The sequence below is a fragment of the Synechococcus sp. JA-3-3Ab genome (assembly GCF_000013205.1).
GTDB lineage: Bacteria > Cyanobacteriota > Cyanobacteriia > Thermostichales > Thermostichaceae > Thermostichus.
On sequence record NC_007775.1, the window covers coordinates 1,743,562 to 1,759,741 of the forward strand.

Consider the following 16,180-nt stretch of genomic DNA (forward strand, 5'->3'; position numbering starts at 1 on the left):
CAAACGGCTCTCAACCCCGCTCTTCTATAGGGATGTAGCGTTGCTGGCGTTCGCCTGTGTACACCTGGGTGGGTCGGAAAAGCCGATTATCGGACAACTGCTCCCGCCAATGGGCCAGCCAACCCGCCGCTCGGGCAATGGCAAACACCGGTGTAAACAAATCTTCTGGGATCCCCAGCTTGGCGTAGACCAACCCTGAGTAGAAGTCCACATTCGGGTAGATCCCCTTCGGCCCCAGCAACTCCTCACACACCCGCTCCACCTCCAGGGCAATGTCGTAGTACTTGTCGTGGCCGTAGCGCTCGAACAGCTCCTCTGCCAGCCGCTGCAGGATGGTGGCCCGCGGATCCTTCACCTTGTAAACGCGATGGCCCATGCCCATGATGCGCTCTTTTTTGGCCAGCTTCTCTTCGATAAACGAGCGCACATTTTCCACCGAGCCGATTTGTCGCAACAGCCTCATCACCTGTTGGTTGGCCCCGCCGTGCAACAGCCCCGAAAGGGTACCCACCGCCGTGGCCAGGCTGCTATAGGGGCTGGCCAGGGTAGAGGCGCTCACCAGCAGGGCAAAAGTAGAGGCATTGACTGTGTGTTCGGCGTGCAAGATCAGGCAGGTATCGAAGATGCGGGCCAGCCAGGGATCCGGCTTCTTGCCGGAGAGCATGTAGAGGAAATTGGCGGCATGATCCAGGCTGTCGTCGGGGGGGATGGGATCGTTGCCCTGGCGCATCTGGTGAAACATCGCCACCATCGTCGGCAGCTTGGAGAGCAACCGGGTGACGGTGCCGAACACATAGTCGGGATCCGCCTCTCGCACCGGATAGAACATCCCCAGACTGGCAACACAGGTTTGCAGGGCATCCATGGGGTGGCCCGACTCGGGAAACGACTTGATCATGTCGCGGATGCGGTATTTCACCCGCCGATGGCTGCGGACGGCCTGATCGAAGTTGTCCAGCTCGGCTTGCGTCGGCAGCTTGCCGAAGATCAGCAGATAGGCCGTCTCCAGAAAGGTGCTCTGGGCCGTCAGTTCCTCGATGGGAATGCCCCGATACTCCAGGATCCCTGCCTGGCCATCGACAAAACTAATGTTAGAGCGCGTGGCCGGAACGCCTTCTAGCCCCGGCCTGTATTCGCCATCCGCCATAGTCGGATCCCTGAAATGAGCCCCCCAAGGAGAGAACAGGGGCGTCACTACATTCGCTACATTAAAGCAGATCTGGATCTCTGAAGCCAGATCCCGCCTTTGCCTACCCTGAGAAGGGCTTTGGCAACCCATATCAGCCAGGGTGAGAAAGACCCTGCTCCGGTATCAGGTTTGCCTCGGAGCACCTCGCCAGTTAATGTACGGGATCCCGACCGGAGAGTCGCCAGCGGTTGAGGCGAGAGAAGGTCTCCGGGTTCAAATAGAAATCAATGCCCCGCCTGCTCGGCAGCCGCTTGGGCTGGATGCGCCGGATCTGCTCTTGAGCCTGCTGCACTTCTGCCCACAGTTGTTCTGCCGAGAGCCATTCTGCGTTGTAGCCGCCGATCACCCACTGCTGGACGCGATCTGAGGTGGCCACCCGTACCCGATAAGCCTTTGCCTGCAACTGAGCACAGAGCCGTTCGATGCAGGCGTCGGCAGTTTCCCCGTAAGCAGTGTAGAAAATCTCGATGCCGGAGGGAGAACGCTCCTGTCGGGCAGGAGTGGGCTGGGTATAGGCGTCGTACACCACAGTCGCCCGGTAGCCGCGGAAAGCCACGTAGCTGGCCAAAGATTCCACCAAGCGCAGACGCGCCAAGTCCAGCAGGGAGCGACGTGCCAACTTCTTTAGGGTGGGCCAAGCTCCGATGATGTTGTAGCCGTCAACCAATAAAACTGTGGGGGAGGAAGCTGTCATGCATAGTGGCGGATCCCTTGCCCAGGATCGCACCAATTTGTATCAGTTTGCACCCTTATCCTAATCCTTATCAAAGAGCGCCGTAAAGACCCTTTTGAGGCTGGCCCACTCACAGTCTTGGGCTTGCAAGTGAACCAGGAGAGGAAGACTGCCTCAAAGACGCCCCCCAGGGGTTGCAAGTCCTCAAGGAAAGCAGTCGTAAGGGGTCTGCCTCAGGCCCAAAGCTTTTTTCTACGCGACTTCCCTTGAGCGGTTGGGTGTTACTTTTCGCCTGAGTTCGCCCGCAGGTTTGTCGAGAAGACCATTTTTACCGCACCCGAGCTAGCAAGTTAAGATGTGTTACGAGATCCGTCGGGACTTCTATGGGCGCAATACCGTCAACAGCAGCAGTAACCAAACCAGTGGCAACCCAGCCTCGACCGGCTTCGGCAGCGGCGGGGGCTGAGGTTACCCTGTCGCAGCCAGCCCTGCGCTACGATCCGGAGCAATTGGCCGAGCAATACCGGGGGCGCTGGGATCTGGTGCTGGGGCGTCTATTCCAGTTGATCACCCCCTTTTTGGGTCTGTTGGCCTGGGTGTTTTGGGATCGCTGGCGAGGGGTGGAGCTGAAAAATCGGCCCAAGCACGCGGCGCGGCTGCGGGAGATCCTCACGGAATTGGGGCCGACAGCTATCAAAATTGGCCAGGCTCTCTCCACCCGTCCTGACCTGGTCTCGCCTCTTTTTTTAGAAGAACTGGCCAAGCTTCAGGATGAGCTGCCCCCCTTCGACAATGCCACCGCCTTTGCCCTTATCCAGTCGGAGATCGGCCAATCGGTAGAGCAGATCTTTCGCGAGATCGGCCCGGAACCGGTTGCCGCTGCCAGCCTGGGGCAGGTTTACCAGGCCTATCTGCACACAGGGGAGAAAGTTGCCGTCAAGGTGCAGCGGCCCGATTTGATCGGGCGCATCTCCCTGGACATGTACATCATCCGCAGCCTGGCCGCCTGGGCCAAGCGCACCTTCCGCCGCATCCGCAGCGACTTGGTGGGCATTGTGGATGAGTTTGCCGGGCGGCTTTACGAGGAGATGGACTACACCCAAGAGGGCCGCAACGCTGAGCGCTTCCTGGAGCTGTACCGCCACCCCTCCATCTACGCCCCGAAAATCTATTGGCAGTACACCCGCACCAAGGTGCTGACGATGGAGTGGATCGACGGCATCAAGCTGACCCAACTCGACAAAATTGCCGCTGCAGGGCTAGATGGACGGCACCTGATCGAGATTGGGGTTAACTGCTCCCTTAAGCAGCTTTTGGAGCATGGCTTTTTCCATGCTGACCCCCATCCGGGCAACCTCTTGGCCATGCACGACGGGCGGCTGGCCTACATCGACTTTGGCATGATGAGCACCATCCAGCCCCACCAGCGCTACGGCCTGATCAAGGCCATCGTCCACTTGGTGAACCGGGATTTTGTTGCCTTGGCGCAGGACTACGTGGATCTGGAGTTCCTGGATCCCGATACGGATCTCACCCCCATCATTCCCGCTTTGGAAGCTGTCTTTGCCGAGGCCCTGGGCAGCTCCGTGGCCGAGCTGAACTTCAAAAGCATCACGGATAAGCTCTCGGGGGTGATGTACGATTTTCCCTTCCGCGTGCCTGCCTACTACGCCCTGATCATCCGCTCTTTGCTCACCCTGGAGGGGATCGCCATCAGTTTGGATCCCAATTTTAAGGTGTTGAGCGTGGCCTATCCCTATGTGGCCCAGCGGCTGCTCACCGACCCGGCTCCAGAGCTACGCGCCGCCCTGCGGGAGCTGCTGTTTAACCAGGGGCAATTCCGCTGGAACCGCCTGGAGAACCTGCTGCGCAACGCCGCCAACAGCGAAGACTTTGACCTGCAGGGATCCCTGGAAAAGGCCGTCGATTTTATCTTTTCCGAGCGGGGGGCTTTCTTGCGGGAGCGGCTGGTGGATGTGCTGTTCTCCAGCTCGGGGAACGGCACCTCAGACGGCTTGGCTCATTTGCAACGTCTGTGGGAACTCCTCAGCCGCAACCCGACCTTTCAGCCGCTGCAGCTTCTGCCCATCGTCGCCAAGATAGCCACCAAGCCGGAAGCCCAGCAACTGGGCCGGCAATTGGCCTCCCGCTGGTTGCAACGCTCGGCAGCCCGGCTTATCCGCGACCTATTGTTGTCGGAGGATGAGAAAAAGCCCGTAAACGGGCACAACGGGAGCCCTGGGCCGATGAAAGCTGCAAAACCTGCTGCTGCCTGACCTTCCCCTTGCGCTGAACAGACCAGAACCTTTCTGCTCTGCGGGGCAACAAGACCAGCCTCCGGGAAAAAGCTTTGGGTTGCCCCGCGAGTGTCGGCCACTAACTAAGAAGAGCAAGCCGGGAAAATCCCAACGACATCCTTATGTTGAGAGAAGCAGGCAGAAGGAACTTTCCCGGCTGAACCCAATGGCGCAGTCTCTTCAGCGTAGTTCAGGTCTGCCCCGACGAGAGTCTACCTCTCCTAGCTGGCGCTCTCGTCTTTGGGGCTGACGGCATTGAGGGCTAGCGTCATCCACTCAGAAAATTCATCGCGGCGGAAAACCTGGGGGCAGGAGCGCGGGCCAAAACGCAGCAGGCTGGGCATGCCGTACTCCTTGAGGCGGTTCTGCAGCCAGGTGCCAACGCCGGTTTTGCCGTCGTTGGGCATTTCGGTTTGGAAGTCGCTGTACATCAGCAACAACTGGCTGCGAGATTGGAGCACAGCATTCTCTTGGATCAACTTCGGCAGGGAGAGGCTGGCGGCTGGATTGGCCCCTTTGATCCCTTTGGCCGATTCACGGCGACGGCTGCGGGAACGGGAGTTGGCATTTTCGCGGTTCTTACGGGCTTTCGGTTCAATGGTCATAGAATCTCCTAGACGACTGAGTGGTTCCCCAAAAGGGGTAAAAGCCGGAACTCGCAGGCTGAGGACAGAGCCCGCCGCGGAAGGTAGCTCGATGAGTCCAATGTTGGGGCAATCGCTGAGAAGAGGAACACACGCTCTCAGTTAAGCGAAGGGAGAACTGCGCCAGCTTGCCACAAAAGCTCGAGGTTCCTTGCCTGCAGCAGCAATCTACAGCGCGTCGAGTTCCTGGCCGCCCATCCGAGACTTGTCTTCGTCTTTCCTGGCGGAGGTTAGTTTGGTTACCACAGATCCGCAGGGTAAAGAAGCCCGGATGCTACCTTTTATATTGGCCTAAAACTGAACCGATGAACACTCTCTGGTCGAGCACAAATTTAGGTCTGAAGGTTTTGTCGCCCGTTGCGGATCACCCGCAGAGACTCCAACAGCCGCAGCTCTAGGTCTTGCAAAACCTGATCCACGTAATGATGGGCCTCCCGTTGTAGGCGCTCCGACTCCTGCAGCGTCTGTCGCCGCACCTCCTCGCTCTGTTGGTAGGTTTGTCGCAGCAACTGTTCTGCCTGCGCTTGAGCCTGGCGTAGGATGGTCGATTCGCTGACGAGCTGCTCGGCGCGGCGCTGGGCCACGGCCACGATCTCCTGGGCGTAACGATGGGCCTCGGCCAAAATCTGATCCCGCTGGCGCAGCACCTCCTCGGCTTCCTCCAAGGCTGTGGGCAGGTTGAGGCGGATGAAGTCCAACTGCTCCAGGATCTTCTCTTCGTCGATAAGGGTGCGAGACCAGAACAGACGAGGACTGCTGAGAATGGCTGCCTCCAGTTGATCCAAAGCCTCCTGGACGCGCATCAGCGCCAGGGTCTGTTCCCCAAGCAGGTCACCGGCGCGATTGAGGGCATCGGGGGGCAATTCTCGCATCAGGCCAGAGAGTGGGTGGCTGGGCTGAGCTAAGCAGGCAGGATAACGCCTACCATATCAGGTTCTCGCGGTTCTGAGCCTGGGCGGCTTCCCCCTGGTTCCTATCCCTCTTCAGCCGGGGGGACAGAAACCGGTCTCTGTGGCAAACTGAGGGGAAGTTGTTGGATTGCGATCTGCCCATGCCACAGCCGCAGCCTCCTCGTCGACTGGAAGATCAATTTGTGGAGAATGTCTCCCGCTACCCTACCTACTTCATTACCGTCTTGCTGGGGGGGATCTGGGCTGGCTTACAGCCTTTTGTTAACCTGTACCGCAAAAGTCCGACCTCGGCAGCCCTGGTTGTGCTGGGATCCCTGCTGTTGCTGCTGTTTGTCTATTTCACCCTGCGAGGCATGACAGGGCACACTCTCCTGCCGGCGTGGATGTTGCGTTGAGGGCAGGGGGGATGGACGAAGCGATAGAGTGGACGCCAGAAGCAGAGGCGCGCCTTAAAGAAATCCCCTTCTTTGTGCGTCCGGCTGCCCGTAAGAAGATTGAACAGTTTGCCCGCGAAGCCGGGATCCAGAAGATCACAGTGGCAGTTTACGAGCAGGCCAAGCAAAAGTTTGGCTCTTGAGGGATCCCCCCTGCTGGCCATAGCAGGGAGATTGGGTTTGCCGCTAGCTTGGTAGAGGTGTTCTCCTCTGTTTTTTGCAACTCATGGCAGATTGGATCCTGTTGGCACTGGTGGGTTCTGCAACCTACCTGCTGCTGCAAAAAAGTGTGGCCCGCCTCTCCAAGGTGCCCTGGCGGATCCTGTGGCTGGTGATGATGATGCCCCCTTTGATCTGGGTGCTGGGGCGTCAGGTGTTTCAGTACGAAATGCCCCCCCTGCTCATGTTGGGGCTGTTTCTGGCTTCCTATTTTACCAGCATGACTTTGGTACGCCGGGGGCGCCTCCGACCTCCAACGGCAGGCTCTCAACCGGGGGCGGAAAACACCTCGCCGGTTGCGGGATCGGATCGCGAGTCTTTGCTTGAAGCAGAGGAAGAAAAGGAGGACAGTGCTGCAGATCTGGCCTCGGCGACTCTTGTCCACACCCCCATCTCGGAGGTGCCGCGAGAAAAGCTCAACCACTGCTTCCCCTGGAATGTTTTTTATTTGCAAAGCGTGGAGTACCGTCCCCAGGCCATCATCTGCCGCGGCAATTTGCGGGCGGATCCCACGGAAGCCTATGAGCGGGTGCAGCGCAATGTAGAAAACACTTTTGGCAAACGCTTCTTGGTGGTGCTGCAGGAGGGGTTTGCCGGCAAGCCTTTTTTTGCCTTGGTGCCCAACCCGGCGGCACGGCGCTCCCTAACCCGTCAGCAGGAGTGGCCTCTGCTGGCGCTGGGGCTGCTGCTGTTTACCTTTTGGACGACTCTCACTGCCGGGGCCCAGGCGGCTGGGGTCGGCCCTGACCGGCTGCTGCATCTCCCGTCTCTGCTGAAGGGGTTGCCCTACGCAGTTGGGATCCTGGCCATTCTGGGATCCCATGAAGGGATCCGCTACTGGGTGGCCCGCCGCCACGGCATCAAAACCTCGCTCCCCTATTTCATCCCGGTGCCTTTTGTGTTGGGAACCTTCGGGGCTTTCATCGAGCTGAAAGAGCCGGTGCCCAACCGCAAGGTACTGTTTGACATCGCCGTTGCCGGGCCGCTGGCGGGCAGCCTGGTGGCGTTGACAATGTTGCTGGTGGGGCTGGTCTTTTCGACGCCCGGGGATCCTCCGGCAGGGCCAGAGGGGCAGCCGACCCCGATTAGCTTCCATCGCATTGACCCGCGCCTCTCGGTGCTGCTGGCCATTCTGGCGCGCCTGGTGCTGGGGGATCAGTTGCAGCCGGGGCAGGTGATCGATCTGCACCCCCTGGCCTTTGCCGGCTGGCTGGGTCTAGTGGTGGTTGCCTTTAACCTGGTGCCGGTGGGCCAACTGGATGGGGGCCACATTGTCCACGCCATCTATGGCCAGCAGATGGGGGCCAATGTGGGGCGAGTGACTCGCTGGCTGGTGCTGCTGCTGGCTTTGACGGTGCAGCCCTGGCTGTTATTGTGGGCGCTGCTTTTGTTTGTGATCACCAGTGCCGACGAGCCAGCCCTCAACGATGTCGCCGAGCTGGATGAGGGCCGGGAGCTGCTGGGGCTGGCAATCTTGAGCTGGCTTGTGCTGATCCTGCTGCCGGTGCCACCCTTTTTGCAAAGCTGGCTTGGCCTGGCCTAGTTCGGGATAGGATCCAAACCACGTCAACCAGCTCAGCCCTGGCTATGCAAGCGGGTTTAATTGTCCAAAAGTACGGCGGCACCTCCGTCGGCTCCATCGAGCGCATCCAGGCCGTAGCCCAGCGGGTAGCCCACACGGTGGAGCAGGGGAAGCGGGTGGTGGTGGTGGTCTCGGCAATGGGAGAAGAAACGGATCGCTTGGTGGAACTGGGGGAACAGATCCTCCAGGGATCCCCGACCACGCCGGCCGAGTGGCGGGAGTGGGACATGCTCCTGTCTACGGGTGAGCAGGTCAGCATTGCCCTGCTGGCGTTGGCGCTGCAGCGCTTGGGCTACCCTGCCCTCTCCTTGACGGCGGCCCAGGTGGGCATCGTCACCACCCGGGATCACGGGCGGGCCCGCATTCTGCACATCCACACCGACCGCCTTTGGCAACACCTAGAGCGGGGAGAGGTGGTGGTGGTGGCCGGCTTTCAGGGCATCACCAGCCTAACTGAGCTGGAGATCACCACCCTGGGGCGGGGGGGATCGGACACCACAGCGGTGGCCTTGGCAGTGGCCCTGGGAGCCGAGCTGTGTGAGATCTACACCGATGTGCCCGGGATCTTTACTGCCGATCCGCGCAAGGTGCCCGAGGCCAGGTTGTTGCCAGAGATTACCGCCGACGAGATGCTGGAGCTAGCCAGCCTAGGAGCGCAGGTACTGCACCCCCGCTCGGTAGAAATTGCTCGCAACTACGGTGTCAAGCTGCGGGTGCGCTCCAGCCTGGAGCCGCTGCAAGCCGGATCAGAAGGCACCCTCATTGTCTCTCCCCCTGCTCGCGTCCGCTCCCCTGATAGCAGCATTGAGCTAGGGCGGGCGGTCGATACCGTGGAGCTGGATGGAGAGCAGGCCAAGTTGGTGTTGGTGGGAGTGCCGGATCGCCCGGGCATTGCCGCGCAACTGTTCCAGGAGATTGCTGCAACGGGGATCAATGTCGACTTAATTCTGCAGTCGCTCCACCTCAGTGCGGCGGAGGGATCCCCTACCAACGACATTGCCTTCACCGTCAGCCGTGCCCAGGCGGCTCAGGCAGCAGCCGTGGCCCGCAAGGTTGGCCAGGAGCTGGGGTGTAGGGAAGTCCTTGTCGATGAGGCGGTAGCCAAGGTCAGCATTGCCGGGGTGGGGATGATGGGTCGCCCGGGCATTGCCGCCGAGATGTTTCGCGTGCTGGCGGAAGCGGGGATCAACTTGCAGATGATCTCCATGTCGGAGATCAAGGTCAGCTGCGTGGTGGCAGCCGAGCGGGCTGGGGAGGCCGCCCTGGCGCTGGGGGAAGCGTTTCAGGTGATTCCCCAGCTGCATCGAGTCAAGGCAGCGCCTTGCGGGGATCCCCTTCTGCGCCACCACCCGGTGCGGGGCGTTGCCCTGGATCTGAAGCAATCGCGGCTAGGCCTGCGCAAGGTGCCGGATCGGCCGGGGACGGCTGCCCATCTGTTTGGGCGCTTGGCAGAGGCTGGCGTTATCGTCGACACCATCATCCAGAGCCAGCGGAGCTACCACAACGGCCTTCCCAGTAACGACATTGCCTTTACCGTGCCTCAGGATCAGGCCAGGGCGGCTGAGGCCGTGTGCTGTCAGGTGGCCGAGGAGCTGCAGGCAGCTGGGGTTGAAACCGACCACGACATTGCCAAAGTCAGCATCGTCGGCGCCGGCATGGAAACGTATCCCGGCGTGGCGGCGCGCTTTTTTGCTGCCTTGGCCGACGCCGGGATCAACATTGAGATGATCGGCACCTCAGAGATTAAGGTAAGCTGCGTGGTGCGACGGGAGCAGGGGATCCGGGCTCTCCAAGCTGTCCACCGTGCCTTTGAACTCGACCGGCCGCTCTGAAAGACTCATACAACGCTGGACAAAAGCGGACTTTTGCTCCAGGTTGACGCTTTCTTCCTGCTTCCACGACCCGTGGCTAGTGGCAGAGTTTACCTCTACTACCCCGCCAGAGGGATCTCCACAGGCGTGACTTCCCCGCGAGCTGCAGGTAGTTGCTCCTTGCTATACCGGGCACACCGGCTAAAGACGGAGCCAACCCTAGTCCGCTTTGGCCGCCAGCAACAGGGGGAAGTGGTGGGCATTGGGGGCGTGCATGGCCTGGATCCCCAAGTTGGCGCGGTTGAGGAGATCGGCGTAGGTAGGGATGAACCGGCCTTGGCTGTCCAGGATGGACTGGTTGAAGTTAAAGCCATTGAGGTTAAAGGCCATGAGGCCGATGCCGATTGCCGCCGCCCAGATCCCTAAGGTAGGCAGGGCCGCCATCCAGAAGTGGACAGAGCGGCTGTTGCGCCAGCCAAGGCTGGGGATCCCCAACCGCCCCAAGAAGGCGTAGTGGCCGGCCAGGAAGTTGTAGGTGACCTCCTGCTGGCCAAAGCGGTAGCCGGCATTTTGTGACTCTTCTTCCGAGGTCTCGCGGATTAGGCTGGAGATCACCAGGGAGCCGTGCAGGGAGGCCAGCAGAGCGCCGCCAAAGACGCCGGCCACCCCCAGCCAGCTAGCAGGGTGCATGAGGATATTGTGCTCCGCCTGGAAAGCCAGCATGAAGTAGAAGGTGCCGGCAATCCCTAGCGGCAGCCCCTCTGAGAAACTGCCCTGGCCAATGGGGTAGACCAGGAGCACTGCCGTAGCCGCCGCCGCCGGAGCGGAAAACGCCACCGCAATCCAGGGACGCATGCCCAAGCGATAGCTCAGCTCCCACTGCCGGCCCAGGTAGCACCACACCCCGATGAGGAAGTGAAACACGATGAGCTGGTAGGGGCCGCCGTTGTAGAGCCACTCCTCCAAAGAGGCAGCTTCCCAGATGGGGTAGAAGTGCAAGGCGATGGCGGCTGAGGTGGGCACCACCGCCGCAGAAATGAGGTTGTTGCCACCCAGCAGGGAGCCAATCACCGGCTCGCGGATCCCGTCCACATCCACCGGTGGCGCAGCAATGAAGGCAATCACAAAACAAAAGGTTGCCGCCAACAAGGTCGGGATCATCAATACGCCAAACCAGCCGATGTAAAGCCGATTTTCGGTGCTAGTGATCCATTGACAAAAACTTTCCCAGCTCCATAGCCGCCGTGCGGCAGCGGAGCGCCGAACAACCACACTCATAGGCCAACTCCTAGAAAATTTGAAGAGAGCTTTCTTCCACTTGCGCTTGGCAGAGTGACCTCAGGAAATGACTCAGCCTTGTCCTGGGGATTCTTCTCCTTCCACGCTAGACAGTCTCAAGAAAACTGCCAAGGATACCTAACGTCTGCAGCCAAAATGTGAAATAAATTGATTTATCGATACAAACATGCAGATTAGTATTGCAGTTTATATTCCACCCCTTTTCCCAGGCCTCAAGAGCCAGTTTTTGCAGTCGAGAACTTCAGGATTTCTTAAGGTGGAGGTCTTAAGGATTTCTTCAGAAAAGCAACCCCGGCAGGCTCCTATCGCCCAATTTCGGCGTGAAACTCCTGCAGGGACTTCACCCCCAGGGATCCTGACTGCAGAGCGCGGATGGCAGCAGCAGTAGCCTTGGCTCCAGCCAGAGTAGTGACCAAAGGGATCTTGTAGGCCAGGGCGGTGCGGCGGATCTTCTGCGCATCCTGTTGGGCTTCGCCGCCAGAAGGGGTGTTGACGATAAGCTGAATCTGGCCGTTCTTGATGGTGTCGATGACGTGGGGCCGGCCCTCGTGCAGCTTGAGCACCTTCTCGACGGGGATCCCGTGCTCGGCCAAAACTTTCTGGGTTCCGGCAGTGGCCAGCAGGCGAAAGCCTAGCCTGACCAACTCCTGGGCCACTGGGATCACCGCCTGCTTGTCGCGGTCGCTAACGCTGATGAACACGGTGCCCCCTAGGGGCAGGTTTTGGCCAGCAGCCAGTTGCGCTTTGGCAAAGGCGCGGCCAAAGTCGGTGTCAATGCCCATCACCTCCCCAGTAGAGCGCATCTCCGGCCCCAGCAGCGTGTCGGTGCCGGGGAACTTGTGAAACGGCAGCACCACTTCCTTAACAGCCACGTAGGGCGGGATCACCTCCTGGGTAAAGCCCAGCTCTGCCAGGGTTTTGCCGCTCATCACCTGGGCAGCGTAGCCGGCCAGGGGGTGGCCAATGGCTTTGCTGACAAACGGCACGGTGCGGGAAGCGCGCGGGTTGGCTTCCAGAACGTAAACCTGCTCTTTCTGGACGGCGTATTGGACGTTAATGAGCCCCACCACCTGGAGAGCTTGGGCCAACTTCACCGTCCAGTCGCGGATCACCTGCAGCACAGCAGGGCTGAGAGTGCGGCTGGGCAAGACACAGGCGGAGTCGCCCGAGTGGATCCCGGCCTGCTCAATGTGCTCCAGGATGCCGCCGATGGTTACAGCCCCGGTGTGGTCGGCGATGGCGTCCACATCTACCTCCACGGCATCCTCCAAGAACTGATCCACCAGCACGGGACGGTTGGGATCCACCGCCACCGCTAGCTGCATGTAGCGCCGCAGATCTTGATCCGAATAGACAATCTCCATGGCCCGCCCCCCCAGCACATAGCTGGGCCGCACCACCACGGGGTAGCCAATGCGCCGGGCAATCTCCAGGCTCTCCTCCACGCTGCGGGCAAGGCCGTGGGCTGGCTGGCGGATCCCCAATTCCTCGAGCAGGCGCCCAAACCGGCCGCGATCTTCGGCTATGTCGATGGAGTCAGGAGCAGCACCCCAGATAGGCGCTTGGGCTGCGGCTAGCCCCTGGGCCAGCTTCAGGGGGGTCTGGCCGCCAAACTGCAGGATTAGACCTAGCGGCTGCTCGGCCTCGACGAGGTTCATCACCTCTTCGTAGGTCAGGGGCTCAAAGTAGAGGCGATCAGCGGTGTCGTAGTCGGTGGAAACGGTCTCGGGGTTGGAGTTGACCATGATGGTCTCATAGCCAAGGCGTCTGAGAGCAAAGACGGCATGACAGCAGCAGTAGTCGAACTCGATCCCCTGGCCGATGCGGTTGGGACCGCCCCCCAGGATCATCACCTTTGGCTTGGCGGTGGGGAAGGTCTCGGATTCGCTCTCGTAGGTGGAGTACTGGTAAGGGGTGGCCGCCTCGAACTCGGCAGCGCAGGTGTCCACGGTTTTGTAGGTGGGGATCACCCCCAGGGCCTTGCGGCGATCCCGCACCTGGGCTTCCGTGCAGCCGGTCAGGTGGGCAATTTGTCGGTCGCTAAAGCCCATCTGCTTGAGATGGCGCAGGTCTTCGGCCGTTAGGGATCCCAACTCCCGCCCTTTAAGGGCTTGCTCCACCTCCACCAACTCCTTCAGCTTGTCGATAAACCAGGGATCGATGTGGGTAAGCTGGGCAATTTCCTGGACCGAGAAACCCATGAGCAGGGCCGTGCGGATGGTCAACAGGCGGAAGGGGTTGGGGGTGCGCAGGTTGGCCCGCACTTCCTCTGGGGTTGGGAAGACTTCCGGCCTGTCGCTGCCAAAGCCAGGGCGGTCGATCTCCAAAGACCGCCATGCCTTCTGGATGGACTCCTGGAAGGTGCGGCCAATGGCCATCGCCTCCCCCACCGACTTCATCTGCGTGGTCAAAACCGGCTCCGAGCCGGGAAACTTCTCAAAGGCAAAGCGGGGGATCTTGGTGACCACATAGTCAAGGGTGGGCTCGAAGCTGGCCGGGGTTTTGCGGGTGATGTCGTTGGGGAGCTCCGGCAGCGTGTAGCCTACGGCCAGCTTGGCGGCGATCTTGGCAATGGGAAACCCAGTGGCCTTGCTGGCCAAAGCAGAAGAGCGGGAAACCCGCGGGTTCATCTCGATCACCCGCACCTCGCCGTTGGCGGGGTTGACGGCAAACTGCACGTTGGATCCCCCGGTTTCCACCCCAATCTCGCGCATGATGGCGATGGCGTAGTCGCGCAGCCGCTGGTACTCCTTGTCGGTGAGGGTCTGGGCCGGGGCCACGGTGATGGAGTCGCCAGTGTGAACCCCCATGGGGTCGATGTTTTCAATCGAGCAGATGATCACCACGTTGTCCGCCAGATCCCGCATCACCTCCAACTCAAACTCCTTCCAGCCGATCACCGACTCCTCCACCAGGATCTGAGAGACCGGGCTGGCCTCCAGGCCGGCGGCGCAGATCTCTTCAAATTCTTCTTGGTTGTAGGCCACCCCCCCCCCTGTGCCCCCCAGGGTATAGGCGGGGCGGATGATGAGGGGATAGCCGATCTCGTGAGCGATCTGCTTGGCTTCGGCCAGGCTGCGGGCCAGCCCCGAGCGCGGCACCGCCAGGCCAAGCCGCTGCATCGCCTGCTTAAACAGCTCCCGATCCTCGGCTTTTTCGATGGCCTCCCGCTTGGCCCCGATCAGCTCCACCCCGTACTGGTCCAAGATCCCGCGCCGGGCCAGCTCCACCGCTACATTGAGGGCCGTCTGTCCCCCCATGGTGGGCAGCAGGGCATCGGGGCGCTCCCGCTCGATGATCTGGGCCACGAAGTCCGCCGTCACCGGCTCGATGTAGACGCGATCCGCCATACTGGGATCCGTCATGATGGTGGCCGGGTTGGAGTTGACCAAGATCACCTCGTAGCCCTCTTCTCGCAGGGCTTTGCAGGCTTGGGTGCCGGAGTAGTCGAACTCGCAGGCTTGGCCAATGACGATCGGCCCCGCTCCGATGAGCAAGATCTTGTGAATGTCGGTACGGCGCGGCATAGGGATCCCAGGGGTGGCAGGGTCAGCCTTCTATTGTAGAGGTCGCCTGCAGGTCAAGTTGCTCAACGGACAGGGAAACGTCCTGCTGTCAACGCTATCTTTGCGGCAAAGCCATCCATGGATCTGCCGATCGAGGAGACGCTCTACGGCCACTCCAATTGTTCGCAACGTTGATGGGGCCATTGTCAAAGTTCTGAAAGAAAGGGCTAGGCCTGACGGTGGGAGTGCAGAAGCCGAACATCGCAAAATCCTCAAGCAAGTCTTACTCCAACTTGCAAAAAAGTCCTTTGCCAAGTGCTCGGATCGATCCCAAACATTGGTGAAGATTCGGACTTCGAGCGGATGCAAGAAGATAACACCGCCCACGATGTATTGGCTTGACACGAGCGTTATCAACCCGTTCGAGCCTTCATAACAAGCCGCGGTAGCGAATAAAAATTAAAATCGCCGCCCAGGATCCCAGCGCCACCTTGATGGCCACCAAAATGTTGAGGATTGGGATCCAGCCGCCGCTAAAAAGTGCCCCCAGCTCGCCCTTGGGTAGTTCCCAACCGGCCAGGGCGATTACAGCCACCCCGATAAACGTCACCACCGACAGCTTCTCCCACATCGCGGCTTGCCACCGCTTGTAGATGGCCTCCATCCAGGTCGAAGAGGCGGTGATCGCCACCAAGCCAATCGCCGTTCCTCCCGCCACGCCGGCAGCAAACCCCCCGCCCGGCGTCAGGTGACCCCGAATGGCCAGCTCCACCCCAATCAGAGCGGAGATGGTGGCCCCCACCCGCGCCAACACAATTGAGGGAATATCGGTAAACTGAGCTACATTGGCCGTCGGTCGCTCATCCGCCAGCAGGTACTGCGCGCCCAGAATGGCCGTAGAAAACACGACGACTTCAAAGACGGTGTCGTAAAGGCGGTTGCGCAGGATCAAGCCCGTCACCGTATTGGGCACGCCGCTTTCTCCGGCCAGAACCGCCACAGGCTCAAAGGCAGGAGAAACAGCTCCCGCGTCGGCAACCATGAGCTGCAAGGCTGCCAGCAGCGCCGCCACCCCGTACAACCACCTCATGGCAGGAGGACCTCAGAAAGCAGGGCTTGTTGCGTCAAGATGGCCTGCAGGCGGGGCACGCGCGTTACCAAGCGATACTCTGCCACCTCCTCATCGGGCTCAAGGGCAATGGTGTGCACCTCCCGGCTGTGAAGGGCAGCCAACAACGCCTCTGCACTTCCATAGACGGCCAACTCCAGACGCATGTGGTACTGCTGTAGCCCTTGGCGCATCTGCTGTAACAACTGCTGTGCTGCTGAGGTCCTGGCCGCCAACAGAGGACTGTCTTCGAGAACGCCCAAGCGCATACTCAACGAGGAACGCACCGCGATGGCATAGAGCGTAATGGACAGCATGGTGCCCACCAGCGCCTCAGTAAGCGCCACATCCGCCGCCCCAAACAAGGCATAGATCAGAGCAGCGATGGATCCCAGAATGCCGCGCATCACCAAGGCATGATAGGGATTGGTCTGGGTCACCACCAAGGCAGCCGTCAAGGGCAACAGCAGGGCGATCACCAGCAACAAAGTCTCTTCCATCCTGTCC

Annotated in this window: 13 protein-coding genes; 5 read left to right on the forward strand and 8 right to left on the reverse strand. The window is 60.4% G+C overall.

Annotated elements, in window-relative coordinates; genetic code table 11:
* Positions 1-10 precede the first annotated feature (10 nt).
* Together CYA_RS08210 and CYA_RS08215 are read right to left on the reverse strand one after the other, a co-directional pair.
* Positions 11-1,147, reverse strand: coding sequence for a citrate synthase (locus tag CYA_RS08210; protein WP_011430570.1), 1,137 nt, complete (start codon positions 1,145-1,147; stop codon positions 11-13).
* 193 nt (positions 1,148-1,340) lie between these two features.
* Entirely contained in the window at positions 1,341-1,883 is a 543-nt protein-coding gene (locus tag CYA_RS08215) for an NYN domain-containing protein (protein WP_011430571.1), read from the reverse strand.
* Positions 1,884-2,245: 362 nt separating this feature from the next.
* On the opposite strand from CYA_RS08215, the gene CYA_RS08220 reads away from it, so the two are divergent.
* A complete protein-coding gene (locus CYA_RS08220; RefSeq protein ID WP_206336844.1) occupies positions 2,246-4,138 on the forward strand; it encodes an ABC1 kinase family protein in 1,893 nt (630 codons plus the stop codon).
* A 242-nt stretch (positions 4,139-4,380) separates the two neighbouring features.
* Here CYA_RS08220 and CYA_RS08225 read toward each other — a convergent pair whose 3' ends face one another.
* Both CYA_RS08225 and CYA_RS08230 read right to left on the reverse strand, forming a co-directional pair.
* Positions 4,381-4,764 carry a hypothetical protein gene (locus CYA_RS08225; protein ID WP_011430573.1) on the reverse strand — a complete coding sequence of 128 codons (384 nt, stop codon included), beginning with the start codon at positions 4,762-4,764 and terminating at the stop codon, positions 4,381-4,383.
* A gap of 371 nt (positions 4,765-5,135) precedes the next feature.
* Positions 5,136-5,675, reverse strand: coding sequence for an ATP synthase F0 subunit B (locus CYA_RS08230; protein ID WP_228375231.1), 540 nt, complete (start codon positions 5,673-5,675; stop codon positions 5,136-5,138).
* 179 nt (positions 5,676-5,854) lie between these two features.
* On the opposite strand from CYA_RS08230, the gene CYA_RS08235 reads away from it, so the two are divergent.
* The 4 genes from CYA_RS08235 to CYA_RS08250 all read left to right on the forward strand — a co-directional run bounded on the left by CYA_RS08235 (position 5,855) and on the right by CYA_RS08250 (position 9,781).
* Positions 5,855-6,109, forward strand: a complete 255-nt coding sequence (locus tag CYA_RS08235; protein ID WP_041439081.1) for a DUF751 family protein — start codon at positions 5,855-5,857, stop codon at positions 6,107-6,109.
* Between the two features lie 11 nt (positions 6,110-6,120).
* Entirely contained in the window at positions 6,121-6,291 is a 171-nt protein-coding gene (locus tag CYA_RS08240) for a PCP reductase family protein (protein ID WP_011430576.1), read from the forward strand.
* An 83-nt stretch (positions 6,292-6,374) separates the two neighbouring features.
* A complete protein-coding gene (locus CYA_RS08245; protein ID WP_011430577.1) occupies positions 6,375-7,910 on the forward strand; it encodes a site-2 protease family protein in 1,536 nt (511 codons plus the stop codon).
* Between the two features lie 44 nt (positions 7,911-7,954).
* A complete protein-coding gene (locus tag CYA_RS08250; protein WP_011430578.1) occupies positions 7,955-9,781 on the forward strand; it encodes an aspartate kinase in 1,827 nt (608 codons plus the stop codon).
* A 198-nt stretch (positions 9,782-9,979) separates the two neighbouring features.
* On the opposite strand, the gene CYA_RS08255 is transcribed toward CYA_RS08250, so the two are convergent.
* The 4 genes from CYA_RS08255 to CYA_RS08270 all read right to left on the reverse strand — a co-directional run bounded on the left by CYA_RS08255 (position 9,980) and on the right by CYA_RS08270 (position 16,173).
* Positions 9,980-11,038 carry a photosystem II protein D1 2 gene (locus CYA_RS08255; protein WP_011430579.1) on the reverse strand — a complete coding sequence of 353 codons (1,059 nt, stop codon included), beginning with the start codon at positions 11,036-11,038 and terminating at the stop codon, positions 9,980-9,982.
* Between the two features lie 323 nt (positions 11,039-11,361).
* Positions 11,362-14,586: a carbamoyl-phosphate synthase large subunit gene (gene carB / locus CYA_RS08260; RefSeq protein ID WP_011430580.1), complete on the reverse strand. Its 3,225-nt coding sequence runs from the start codon at positions 14,584-14,586 to the stop codon at positions 11,362-11,364.
* 409 nt (positions 14,587-14,995) lie between these two features.
* Complete coding sequence (locus CYA_RS08265; RefSeq protein ID WP_011430581.1) at positions 14,996-15,655, reverse strand: Na(+)/H(+) antiporter subunit B; 660 nt, start codon at positions 15,653-15,655, stop codon at positions 14,996-14,998.
* Complete coding sequence (locus CYA_RS08270) at positions 15,652-16,173, reverse strand: DUF4040 domain-containing protein (protein WP_011430582.1); 522 nt, start codon at positions 16,171-16,173, stop codon at positions 15,652-15,654. Before CYA_RS08270 ends, CYA_RS08265 begins: the two co-directional genes overlap by 4 nt.
* Between the last annotated feature and the right edge of the window lie 7 nt (positions 16,174-16,180).

What these genes read in the sequence shown, in the direction of transcription:
- CYA_RS08255 (WP_011430579.1), bottom strand. Translation starts at nt 11,038, where the DNA reads ATGAGTGTGGTTGTTCGGCGCTCCGCTGCCGCACGGCGGCTATGGAGC.
- CYA_RS08235 (WP_041439081.1), top strand. Translation starts at nt 5,855, where the DNA reads ATGCCACAGCCGCAGCCTCCTCGTCGACTGGAAGATCAATTTGTGGAG.
- CYA_RS08265 (WP_011430581.1), bottom strand. Translation starts at nt 15,655, where the DNA reads ATGAGGTGGTTGTACGGGGTGGCGGCGCTGCTGGCAGCCTTGCAGCTC.
- CYA_RS08230 (WP_228375231.1), bottom strand. Translation starts at nt 5,675, where the DNA reads ATGCGAGAATTGCCCCCCGATGCCCTCAATCGCGCCGGTGACCTGCTT.
- CYA_RS08270 (WP_011430582.1), bottom strand. Translation starts at nt 16,173, where the DNA reads ATGGAAGAGACTTTGTTGCTGGTGATCGCCCTGCTGTTGCCCTTGACG.
- CYA_RS08220 (WP_206336844.1), top strand. Translation starts at nt 2,246, where the DNA reads ATGGGCGCAATACCGTCAACAGCAGCAGTAACCAAACCAGTGGCAACC.
- CYA_RS08215 (WP_011430571.1), bottom strand. Translation starts at nt 1,883, where the DNA reads ATGACAGCTTCCTCCCCCACAGTTTTATTGGTTGACGGCTACAACATC.
- CYA_RS08245 (WP_011430577.1), top strand. Translation starts at nt 6,375, where the DNA reads ATGGCAGATTGGATCCTGTTGGCACTGGTGGGTTCTGCAACCTACCTG.
- CYA_RS08250 (WP_011430578.1), top strand. Translation starts at nt 7,955, where the DNA reads ATGCAAGCGGGTTTAATTGTCCAAAAGTACGGCGGCACCTCCGTCGGC.
- CYA_RS08210 (WP_011430570.1), bottom strand. Translation starts at nt 1,147, where the DNA reads ATGGCGGATGGCGAATACAGGCCGGGGCTAGAAGGCGTTCCGGCCACG.
- carB (WP_011430580.1), bottom strand. Translation starts at nt 14,586, where the DNA reads ATGCCGCGCCGTACCGACATTCACAAGATCTTGCTCATCGGAGCGGGG.
- CYA_RS08240 (WP_011430576.1), top strand. Translation starts at nt 6,121, where the DNA reads ATGGACGAAGCGATAGAGTGGACGCCAGAAGCAGAGGCGCGCCTTAAA.
- CYA_RS08225 (WP_011430573.1), bottom strand. Translation starts at nt 4,764, where the DNA reads ATGACCATTGAACCGAAAGCCCGTAAGAACCGCGAAAATGCCAACTCC.